Consider the following 10791-nt stretch of genomic DNA (forward strand, 5'->3'; position numbering starts at 1 on the left):
CGATGGATCAGCCGCGGCGGCGACGGCGCAGGCCCGCCACGCCCAGACCGGCCAGCGAAGCCAGGGCCAGCGAGCCCGGCTCGGGGATGGTGAAGGCGCGCACGCTGTCGATGGCCGCCGCGCTATAGCCCGAGGTGTCGTTCGCGCTGTCGAAGGCGTAGACCCTCACTTCATTGAAGCCGACCAGGTCGCTCAGCCCCAGCACATCGCCGATGCCGGCGGCACCCAGGGCCACGCGGCCGCTGCCGGTCTGCACGCCGTTCAGCAGGGTCTGCCACATGACGAAGATGCTGGCATAGCCTGAATCGACGGCGAACTCGATGCCGTGAAGCGCGGCGCCCGTGCTGCGGATGGACAGATAGGCGTTCATGCCCGCGGTGGCGAAGTAGTTGCCGCTGAAGGCCTGGCTGTAGCTCTCGCCGGCGCTGAGGTCGACGCAGAACTCGCCCGCATAGCCGCAGCCGCCGTTGTCGTTGGCCAGGCCCGTGTGGCTGAACAGCAGGCCGCCCTCCGACCAAGGGCTGGACAGGGCCGTGTTGGCCTCGAAGTCGGCGCCATGGCTGACATGCGCGGCGAGCGGCGTGGCGCTGCCGGCGCCCGTGGTCTGCACGACGGCCGCCGCTGCGGGCAGCGTGAGCAAGGCCGCAAAAAGGGGAGCGATTGTTTTCATGGGATTGGGCTTCATTGCGCTGCGACGAGGTCGATGGCGTCAAAAGAGAGGGCAGGTGAGAGGAAGCTCGTGCCTGCCGTGCCGCTGACCGTGTTGATGGTCAGCACATTGGTGCCGACGACGAGCTGGGCGGCCGGGATGTCGAAGCTGTAGGTGCGGTTGAAGCCGCGATAGGTGCCCACCGTGACATTGCGCGAGACCTTGGGCGGTGCCGCCGGAATGGCCGACGTCCAGCTGTTGACCGTGACCTGGGGCCGGGCGCTGTTGTAGTCGGCCGTGATGCCGACGCGCAGCCGCAGCGGCGCGGCGTTCTGGCCGCGCTTGAGCGTGAAGCGCACCTGCAGGCCGTTGTTGACGTCCTTCCACTGGTAGGCCGGCCAGTTGGCGTTGGTGGAGGTGCCGACGACATAGGGGCCGACCAGCCAGGAGTTCATGCGCACGTCGGACGGGTGCATGAAGGTCAGGCGGTCGCCATTGATGAACTCCTGCGGCGTGCCGTCCCAGCGGCCGATGCGCCAGAGGGCCGGCGTGGCCTCGGGGTCGGCCGTGATGGCGACGGGGTTCAGGGCGTAGCTGGTGTTGGCCGTCACCGTCACGGGCAGGGTTTGCACGGCCAGTTCGCCCTTGTAGACCGTCATCGTGTAGTTGCCTGGCAGCATGCCCTCGGCGGTGAAATGGCCGTCCACCGGATCGGCGTCCACCCAGTACTGGGCCTGGGCGTTGGCGAACCCCACCACATAGGGCACGCCCGCCACGCGGCCTGTCAGGCCGGCCACGTTGACAGAGCCGCGCCCTGCCGGCGGCACATAGCCCACCATGCCCAGCTGGCCATACCAGCTGGTGTCAGGCCTTGCCGTCGGCGCTGCGCCGTCGTTGAAGATCATCGTGTAGGTGTTCAGCACATTGAGGCGGAAGGGCTCGATCTGGGCCTCCCCGTAATTGACCATATAGGTCAGCTCGTTGTGCGTGCTGGTGATCTGCTGCAGCAGGCTACGGTAGAAGGGGCCGCTGGAGCCGCCCTCGTTGTTGTCGCGCCAGAACCAGATGCCCACGCCGGGGCCGGTGCCGCCGAGGAACTGCCAGTCCTTCAGGCGCCGGTTGGCATAGTGCTTGGAGCGCGACTGGCCATGGCGCGGGTCGGTGCTGGCGAAGCCGAATACATCGCTGGCCTCGATGGCGGCATTGGTGCCGCGCAGGTCTTCGGCCCAATAGCTCTCGCCGCCGTAGGTGACGAGGCCGCCGGCCGCGTGGGCCGGGCCGCCATTGGGCAGCCTGGCGATGGGGATGCGGGCGATGAAGCGCACCAGGCCGTGCACATCGGGCTGCTCGGTGAAGTGGGTGCCCATGTGGATGTTGGACTCGCCCTTCTTCACCAGGTAGTAGTGGGTCAGCACACCGCCCTTGAGGCTGTTCACGGTCAGCGTGACGCGGATGTAGGCATCGCCGACAACGACGCCGTTGTTGGTCGTCGCGGCCGGCACCACCGTGCCATTGGCGTTGACCAGCTCGGCCTTGACGGCCACGGCGCCTACGCCGTTGTAGAGCCAGTCGGCGCCCGAGTTCAACTGCGTGCCGCGCGCCGGGTCGCCGTACTCCACGCCCTTGTAGAGCATGCTGGAGATGTCGCCCGCGGAGGTGGTGCTGGCGCCGTTGTCCCAGGCTCTCACCTTGAACACGAGGCCGGCATCGGTGTCGATGACGTACTGCGGCCGCGCCGCGTTGCCGCTGTCGTGGACGGTGGTGATGCTGAAGGCCGCCATCGCGGGTGCGCAGGCGGCGAGCAGGCCGGCGGCCAGCCAACGCGCCCAGGGCGGGCGCGCGCTTGTGGTCGTGTTCATGAGGTCTCCTGTTGTCGTGTCTTTGTTCACGGTCTATGACCGGGAGCGGACTCTAGGCAGGGGGCCTCCTCGCGTGTACTCAACCCGCTGAGCGTTTGGACCTCGTTTCAAACGCGCTGTTGAAGCGGCGCGTTGATGCGCGCTAACACGGCGTCTGCGATACCCGATGCGGCATCGCAGCTCACTTCATCAAGGCCTGATAGGTCAGGGTGCGCACGCGCAGATGCAGCGTGGAATTGCCGGCCGGGCGCAGCTGGGTCATCAAGAGGATGACCAGGCGCTCCTTGGGATCGACCGTGTATTGCGGGAAATAGGCACTGCCCCAGCCGAAGGCGCCTTCGCTGCCCAGCTCCTTGAAGCCGCCGCGCCTGACATTGACCCAGAAGCCCAGGCCGAAGCCGTCGGCGTCGCCACCGGACTTCGTCCCGAGATGGTCGGCCGTCATCAACGCCACGCTGTGCGGCGACAGCAGGCGCACGCCGTCCAGTTCGCCCTTGTTGAGCAGCATCTGCAGGAAGCGCGTGTAGTCGCCCGCCGTGGAGAGCATGCCCGCGCCGCCGGAGAGCAGCTTGCGCGGGCCGTTGACGAAGTCGCTTCTTGCCGCGGTTTCCATCAGCCTGAGCTGGCCGCCCTCCAGGCCGTAGACGTTGGCCAGTCGATTGACCTTCTCGGGCGGCACCCAGAAGCCCGTGTCCGGCATGCGCAGCGGGTCGGTGATGCGCTCCTTGATGAAGCGGTCCAGCGGCAGGCCCGACACGACCTCGACCAGGCGGCCGAGCACATCGGTGGCATAGCCGTAGATGAAGGCCTCGCCCGGCTGGCCTTGCAGCGGCAGGGCGGCGAAGCGGTCCGTCCACTGGGCCAGGGTCTCGTCATTGCCGACGAGATACCAATCCGTCAGACCGGCCTTGGCATAGGCGGAAGCCGCAGGCCCCCCGCCATAGCTCATGCCCGCGGTGTGGGTCAGCAGGTCGTGGATGGTCAGCGGCCGGCGCGGCTTCTCGGTGCCGCCGCCGGATATGGCGACCTGCACGTTGGCAAAGGCCGGTAGATAGCGCGACACCGGATCCTTCAGCAGGAAGCGCCCTTCCTCGTAGAGCATCATGGCCGCGACCGTCGTCAGCGCCTTGGTCATGGAGGCGATACGGAAGATCGTGTCCGTGCGCATCGGCAGGGCGTTCTCGAGGTCTCGCTGGCCATAGGCCTTGAAGACGACGGGCTTGCCGTCGCGCAGCACCGTCATCACGCCGCCCGCCAGCTGCTTGCTGGCGATCTGTTCCTCGATGGCGGCGTCCAGGCGCTTCAGTCGGTCGGGAGAGAAGCCGGCGACGAGAGCCGGTGGGGCTGCCAACGAGGCAGGGACATGGAGCAGCGCGGCACAGGCCAGTGCCACGGCGAGGACGAGAGACTTCATGCGGCTTAGTCGCCCAGCGGGCGCTGGTTGGTGAAGCCAGGGCTGGCCGCGACGCGGAATTGCTCCGGCGGCTGCGGACGGCCCGGCTCGATGGCACCGAGATCATCCCGCAGCTCCAGTGCCACCGGCACCCGGGCTTCCCTCAGGCCCTGGGCCACCAAGCGCGCCAACTGCATGGCGCCGTAGTTGTTGTGGTGGGTGTTGTCCAGCTTGCCGTTGTTCAGCGGATGGGCGGCCTGGGAGCGCTCGGGCCCGAGGGCCTCATACAAGCGGATGCTCATCGCGTTGAGGTCGATGAAGGCCAGCTTCATGTCGGCGGCCACGGCGCGTGCGGCGTCGGCGTACTCGGTCAGGCTGGGCTTGAGCTTGCCGGTCTGGGCGTCGAAGTTGCGCCTCTCCATCGACGACATGACGACGGGCAGGCCGCCGCGCGCCAGGATGCGCTCGGCATGCGTGCGCAGCTCGGCCTGGTAGCTCTCGGCATTGCCGCTGCCGTCCTTCTGCTGTTTCTGGTCGTTGTGGCCGAACTGCAGCAGCACGGTGTCGCCGGGGTGCAGCACGGACAGGATCTTGTCGAGGCGCCGGCGCGCCAGCGAGTCGCGATAGGTCTCGCCCGACTCCGCATGGTTGGCCACGGCCACGGTGGGCTTGAACAGGGCCGTCAGCATCTGGCCCCAGCTGGCATAGGGTTCGCCGCTCTGGTCGGCCACGGTCGAGTCGCCGAGCAGGAAGACGGTCGGCACTTGAACCGGCTCGATGACGAGGCGGCGCAGGGCCGGTTGCGGGCCGTTGATCTCCAAGGTCAGACGGCGGTCCCAGGCCCAGGCCTCGCTGGCGATCTCACGCTCCTTGAGCTTGACGCGGCCGGCTTCGACTCCCGGCGCTGAGGCGATGTCGGCGGTGCGCACATTGACGATGAAGCTGCGCGTCTCGGTGGCGCCGGCGTGCAGGCGCACCTCGTCCAGCATCAGCCGGCGCAGTTCGGCCTTGATCGTCGTGTCGCTCGCCTCGGCGCCGCCCAAGGTGGCGGTGACGCGGTAATTGCCCTCAGGCAGGTCGACCGAGAAGAAGCTGGGCTGGCCGGCCGCATTGCGCGGCGCGCCTGGCTCGAAGCCGCTGCCGCGCTCGCGGCTGTAGGTCGGTTCGATCTTGCCGTCGAAGTCAAGGCGCAGCGGCTCCGCGGCCCATGCCGGTGCCGCCAGCAGGCTGGCGATGATCAGCAGGCGTTTCATCTCAGTCCGCCAGCTGGTCGCCGATCAGCGCCAGGTTCTGGATGGCCGCCAGACCCCACTGCGCCGTGTCGTTGGTGCTGATCCACGGCGCCTCGTCGACCGGGTTCAGCGCCAGCGGGCCGGTGATGCGCGTCGTCTTCAGCGCCTTGAGGCCGCGCGGGTCGTCGGCCCAGAACTCGCGCCAGGCGCGCTGGGCCAGGGCCTGGTCCTGCTTGTGCCGGGCTGCATAGGCGCTGAGCCGAGAGTGGCCGACGCTGAGCACCGTGCCGCCGCCGTGCGGCGCACCCAGTGCCTTGACCTGCTGCTCGCGCGGCGCGTTGTAGAGCTCGCAGTACTGCAGCCAGGCCTGCTTGAACGCCGGTTCGTCGATGAGCTCCACCAGCTCGGCCATCATCTCGACGGCACCGAAGACGGCGCTCAGGTGGCTGGCGCTGAGCTTGTCGCCGCTGACATTGTGGAAGGCGCCTTCGTTGGGCCCCGTGGGCTCGTAGCCGCCGCTGCCGGTGAAGAAGCCATGCGGCATGGCAGCGATGCCCTTCATGCCGCGCACGAGCTTGTTGCGCCAGCGGACGTCGCCGGTGCGCTCCCACTCGGTCAGCACATTGGCGACGACCGAGCCCCAATCGGTGCCGAAGCCGATGCGGGCCGGCCAGGGGCCCTTGTCGACACGGCCGGCAATCTTGCGCACCGGGTCGACCTCGTCCATCTTGCTGTCGGCGTTCAACACCTCGCGCATGACGTCGCCGATGCGCTCGTCAGCCGTCAGGTAGTAATAGAAGCGGCGGTAGGCCGAGGTCGAGATGCGTGCCTGCTTGGCGCTGCAGCCCCAGTGCTGCACGTTGTGCCGCGTGCCCAGGCCCTGGAAGCGGCCCGCGTGATAGATGTCCACATCGGCCGTGTGGCGCACCATGGCCTCGGCGAAGCGGAAGATGTCGGCGCGACCCGATCGCAGATAGGCGTACCACAGCCACAGGTCGGGCGACAGCTCCGAGTTGTCCCAGGCATAGCCGCCCACGTCGTAGCGCCATTCGTGGCGGTCGCTGTCGTAGGTGTGGCGGATGTCGCCGTAGTCCCAGAAGCCATACCAGTGGCGTTGCTCGACTTCCCTTGCGTAGAAGCCGAACAGGAAGTCCAGCCTGTCTTCGATCTTCACGCGTGCCGGCGTCGATCGGTCGGGCAGGCTCCAGAGCTTGCCGAAGACGCCGGCCTGCAGATAGCGCTGGGGCGACGCCGCCAGTTGCGGCGGCGTCTGCACGGCGGCGGCCATCTGCACGAGGCGCTCGCGCGTCGGCGTGGCGGCCAGCGCCCACAGCGTGATCTCGCTGCTGCGCGCGATGCCCACCGGCGTGCCGAAGCCCTTCTCGTAGTCCTCGTAGGTGATCTCCAGGCCTTCGAGTTCCTGCTCGTGGGTCTCCATGCCCAGACCATCGTGATAGAAGCGCAGGTCCATGGCCGGCGCCTCGGGCGAGTGCATCCAGACGGTGACCTCGGCGGCATCGGTGTGGGCGTTTCGGATGTCCAACTGCGCCGGGTGGCGCTGCCAGAAGTCGCGCAGGCCAAAGGCCACGCCGCCGGTGGCGCCGCCGATATAGCCGCTGCCCGGCGCCCGCTTGCCGAAGGCGGCGGGGATCCAGCCATGACCGGCCTTGGTGCGCTTCTTGATCTGGAAGCCGTCGGCACTGAGCTGGCTCAGGCTGTAGTCACCCCAGGCCGGGATGCGGTGGTGCAGCTTGCGCACCTGCGGGCCCCACTGCTCCAGCGGCGGCGTCGCGCGGCCGGCCAGCTGGGCCTCGCGCACGGCGGTGCCTGCGTCACGGCGCAGGCCGGTCAGGTTGCGCACGCCTTCGGCCCACAGGCCACCTGATTCGCCGGCAAAGCGCACATGCCGGTCGTAGAGGGCGTCGCGCAGCGGCACCTCGAAGCGCAGGCCGATGCCGCGCAGATAGTCCTTGTGCTCGTCGCCGTCGAAGACAAAGCTGTGCATCACGCGCAGCGATTCGGCGCCCGCGTAGAAGTAGAAGCGCACCGAGAACGGCAGCCACTCGCGGCCGGCGGCGCTGCGGTGTTGGCCATCGACCTTGACGACGGCGCGCACCGGGCCGGTCTGCTCGACGGTGAGCTTGGCGATGCGGCTGTCGAAGCGGGTCTGCGTGACGGGGCCGCTCTCTGCGTCGGGCTTGTCATCGGTCTGCGCGATGAGCACGGCCGCGCGCAGGATCTCGCGGCCGTCGCGCTCGATGCTGCGCACCAGTTGAGCACCGCTGCGGGGCAGCTTGGCGCGTATGACACCGGTATCCACTTCGATCAGGTCGGCGCTTTCCTTGACGCTGACCTTGAAGCTTGCAGCCGCAGTGCTCTTGCCCGGTCGGATGCTGGGCGCCGTGCCAGCGTCGATGCCAGCTGGCAAGGCGTGGGCCGTCCACTTCAGCGAGCCATCCGGCCACCAGGCCAGTGGCCAGGTCTGCAGCGGCAACGGCTTGCCCTGGGCATCCAGTGCGTGGAAGTCCTGGCCCTTCTTCTGCTGGCCGCGCGGCCAGGGCAGGCCGAGCGTCGCGCCCAGCATCAGCTCGGGAGCCGAGCCGTCCAGCCAGCGCAGCGCGTTGGCGTCGGTGGCGACAAGGGCGGGCGCAGGTGCCGGCGCCGAGGTGGCTGCCGTGGCGAGGCCCGACAGCCCCAGCGGCAGCGAAGCGGTCTTGAAGAAGTGGCGGCGGCTGAAATCGGTCATTGGTGCACCCTTAGGCCTGCGGCCTGTCCCGCCAAGCGGGAGTGAACTTGCTTGGGGCGGCCCGGCGCTGCGTTCATGGGCGGGCCTGCAGCGGTTGCAGCGAGGAGTCGGCGGCGTGGCCGCTGCCGCGGCCCCAGAGGCGGCCGTAGGACCAGCCGGTCAGGTCTTCGACGATGCGGCGGTTCTCTTCGGTCTCCGCCTCGGTGGCGCCATTGCGCAGGCGCTCGACCTCGTGCACCAGCACGGCATGCGTGCCGGCATTGAGGCGGAAGCGCCACGAGGCCAGCAGGCCCAGCAGCATCATCAGCAGCGGCCCGCCCACCATCAGCAGCGTGATGGTCTGGATGGCCTCGGGTGTTTGAACGATGAGCTCGCCGGGCCGCGTCTTGGGCGAGATATAGCCGCCCAGGTCGATGATCCAGCCGCTGGCGATGATGGCGGCGCTCTGGGCGAGCTTGCGCACCAGCGTCATCACGCCGGCAAAGATGCCTTCGCGGCGCTGGCCGGTGACGGCCTCGTCGATGTCGGGCAGGTAGTTGTAGACCGACCAGGGCACGAAGTTCAGCGTGCCGCGGCCCAGGCCCGCCAGCACGATGGGCAGGAAGAGCCAGAACACCAGGCCGGGGCTGAAGGTTTCGCGCGTCGGGTCCAGCGCGGTGAACAGGTTGGCACCCAGGACCTTGAAACCGGCCTCGAAACCTTCGGGCCTTGCCAGATAGAAGCCGAGATACAGCAGCAAGGCCGCACCGAACAGCGAGATGGCCAGGCGGTAGGCCAGCACGGGCCCGGTGCGGATGACGATCTGGATGGCAACCATGACCGAGATCAGCTGGGCCACGTACATGACCGTCATCAGCTGCGAGATCACCAGCGTTGCGCCCATCAGCACCGTCGCCACGAAGATGGGGAAGGCGGTGTTGAAGATGTCCTGCGACAGATAACCGCCGAGGTAAATGGACAGGTGCTGGCGGAAGGCGCGGATCTTCAGCGTCGAGAACAGGTCGCCGAACATCTTGACCGGCAGGTTCAGCGCGGCCTTGAGGCTGACGCCGCCATAGGTCTGCGACAGCACGGCCTGTTCGCGCGTGCCGTAGGGGCGTTCCCAGCTCGTCAGCACGACGACGGTGACGACGATTGAGAAGATGACGCCGAAGATGGCCGCCATCCAGAAGAAGGTGTCGGGCGAGTCCTTGCCGCCGAACTGGCTGATCAGCAGCGTGGGCAGGTAGGAGGCCAGGATGGCCGAGCTCTGCGCCACGATCATGCGCGCGCCGGCGAACTTGGCTTTGCGCTTGTAGTCCTTGGTCATCTCGGCCGCCAGCGTTTCCCAGGGGATGAGAAACATCGTGTAGAGCAGCTCGAAGAAGATGAAGGCGAGCAGGTAGTAGGTGAACGTGTGGCCGGTGCGGAAGATCAGCGCGAAGCTGGGCAGCAGCGGGATGGTGATGAGGAGAAAGATCTTGCGCCGGCCGATCTTGCGGCCCACCCAGGTGTGGCGCAGGTTGTCGCTCACATAGCCGATCAGCGGGCAGGTGATGGCTTCCAGCAGCCGCGGCAGGCCGAGGATGAGGCCTGCCTCGACGGCGCTGAGGCCGCAGAAGGTCGTGAAGAAATAGAACAGCCAGCCGGTGATGACGGCTTGTGCGCCGGCGCCCAGCATGTCGCCGCTGCCCCAGCCCCAGTAGTTGACCCAGTTCGGCTCGCGGGCCGCGGGGTGCAGGTTCTTCTGCTGCATGGCGGGCCTAGATGAAGCGGACCAGCAGCTCGCCCATCGCGAGCAGCGCCATCGCCTGGCCGAAGGGCATGGAGGTCAGCGGGATGTCCTTGTATTCCTGCAGCGTGTTGAACACCGGCGTGCCGAAGCTGACCTGGGTCAGCTCGCCGGCGTCGTTGATCTTGCTGCGCACGGCGAGTGCGGCCTTGAGGCTGACGGCCTCGTAGTCCCTGGAGATATAGCCCTTGCGGACGGCCTTCAGGATGCCGTAGGCAAAGCCCGCCGACGCGGCGGCTTCGTCGTAGGACGTCGGATCGTCCAGCAATGTGGGCCACAAGCCGGACGCCGACTGGCATCCAGCCAGCGCCTTCACCTGCGCCTCCAGCGTGGAGACGAGGAACTGGCGGAAGGCGTCGCCCTCGGGCAGGTTGAGCAGCTCGATGAACTCCGGGATGACGATGGTGACCCAGGAGTTGCCGCGCGCCCACAGCGCGTTGGCGAAGTTGTGGCGGCCCTCGAAGGTCCAGCCGTGGAACCACAGCCCGGTCTTGCGGTCGGCCAGGTATTTGATGTGGACGAGGAACTGGCGCTTGGCCTCCTCGATGTAGTGCGGCCGGTTCAGCAGCAGGCCGAACTTGGCCAGCGGCAGCACCGACATCATCAGCGTGTCGTCCCACAGCTGCTGGTGGTTCACGCTGTTGTAGACGATGTGCTGGAAGCCGCCTTCCTCGGTGCGCGGCAGGTCCTGGTAGACCCACTCGGCCCAGCGGTCGATATAGGGCAGGAAGCGGCGCTCGCCGGTGCGGTCGAACAGATAGGCCAGCGTCAGGAAGGGCGCCACCGTGTTGATGTTGCGGCTGGGCATGCCTTCGGCGAAGCGGGCCTCGAACCAACTGGTCATGATGTCCCAGGCCTTGGCGTCGCCGGTCAGCTCCCAGACCTTGTAGACGCCGTACAGGCCCACGCCATGCGTCCACTCGAAGCCGTTCCAGCCCTTGGTGTCCAGCACCCGGCCATCGTCCAGACGCAGCAGGAATTTGCCGTCCTTGTCTTCGATGTTGATCAGGTTGTGGATGAGGCGGTCGATGGCGCTGCGGATGTCGTCGCGGTCCGCGCCGAGGCCGGCCGTGTGATGGGCCAGCAGCGGATGGATCCTGGTGGAATCGACCGGTTGGAGGATCTGCTTGGGCATGATCTT

7 protein-coding genes are annotated in these 10791 nt (G+C 67.6%); all 7 read right to left on the reverse strand.

Going from position 1 to position 10791, the window contains the following annotated elements:
* Positions 1-7 precede the first annotated feature (7 nt).
* Entirely contained in the window at positions 8-670 is a 663-nt protein-coding gene (locus AC07OY_RS02285) for a PEP-CTERM sorting domain-containing protein (RefSeq protein WP_495040900.1), read from the reverse strand.
* Positions 671-681: 11 nt separating this feature from the next.
* Positions 682-2508: a rhamnogalacturonan lyase B N-terminal domain-containing protein gene (locus AC07OY_RS02290; protein WP_495040901.1), complete on the reverse strand. Its 1827-nt coding sequence runs from the start codon at positions 2506-2508 to the stop codon at positions 682-684.
* A gap of 181 nt (positions 2509-2689) precedes the next feature.
* On the reverse strand, positions 2690-3922 hold the full coding sequence (locus AC07OY_RS02295) for a serine hydrolase domain-containing protein (RefSeq protein ID WP_495040902.1): 1233 nt from the start codon (positions 3920-3922) through the stop codon (positions 2690-2692).
* 5 nt (positions 3923-3927) lie between these two features.
* Complete coding sequence (locus AC07OY_RS02300; RefSeq protein ID WP_495040903.1) at positions 3928-5154, reverse strand: rhamnogalacturonan acetylesterase; 1227 nt, start codon at positions 5152-5154, stop codon at positions 3928-3930.
* Position 5155: 1 nt separating this feature from the next.
* The gene (locus AC07OY_RS02305) at positions 5156-7879 is read right to left on the reverse strand and encodes an exo-rhamnogalacturonan lyase family protein (RefSeq protein WP_495040904.1); all 2724 of its coding nucleotides are present in this window, start codon (positions 7877-7879) and stop codon (positions 5156-5158) included.
* A gap of 73 nt (positions 7880-7952) precedes the next feature.
* On the reverse strand, positions 7953-9614 hold the full coding sequence (locus AC07OY_RS02310) for an MFS transporter (RefSeq protein ID WP_495040905.1): 1662 nt from the start codon (positions 9612-9614) through the stop codon (positions 7953-7955).
* Between the two features lie 7 nt (positions 9615-9621).
* Positions 9622-10785, reverse strand: a complete 1164-nt coding sequence (gene bglB / locus AC07OY_RS02315) for a beta-galactosidase BglB (RefSeq protein WP_495040906.1) — start codon at positions 10783-10785, stop codon at positions 9622-9624.
* Between the last annotated feature and the right edge of the window lie 6 nt (positions 10786-10791).

Source organism: Roseateles sp. GW821-FHT09H10, from assembly GCF_059415865.1.

Bases quoted from the DNA above. Each gene is read 5' to 3' on its own strand.
- AC07OY_RS02305 (WP_495040904.1), bottom strand. From the start codon at position 7,879: ATGACCGATTTCAGCCGCCGCCACTTCTTCAAGACCGCTTCGCTGCCG.
- bglB (WP_495040906.1), bottom strand. From the start codon at position 10,785: ATGCCCAAGCAGATCCTCCAACCGGTCGATTCCACCAGGATCCATCCG.
- AC07OY_RS02290 (WP_495040901.1), bottom strand. From the start codon at position 2,508: ATGAACACGACCACAAGCGCGCGCCCGCCCTGGGCGCGTTGGCTGGCC.
- AC07OY_RS02285 (WP_495040900.1), bottom strand. From the start codon at position 670: ATGAAAACAATCGCTCCCCTTTTTGCGGCCTTGCTCACGCTGCCCGCA.
- AC07OY_RS02300 (WP_495040903.1), bottom strand. From the start codon at position 5,154: ATGAAACGCCTGCTGATCATCGCCAGCCTGCTGGCGGCACCGGCATGG.
- AC07OY_RS02310 (WP_495040905.1), bottom strand. From the start codon at position 9,614: ATGCAGCAGAAGAACCTGCACCCCGCGGCCCGCGAGCCGAACTGGGTC.
- AC07OY_RS02295 (WP_495040902.1), bottom strand. From the start codon at position 3,922: ATGAAGTCTCTCGTCCTCGCCGTGGCACTGGCCTGTGCCGCGCTGCTC.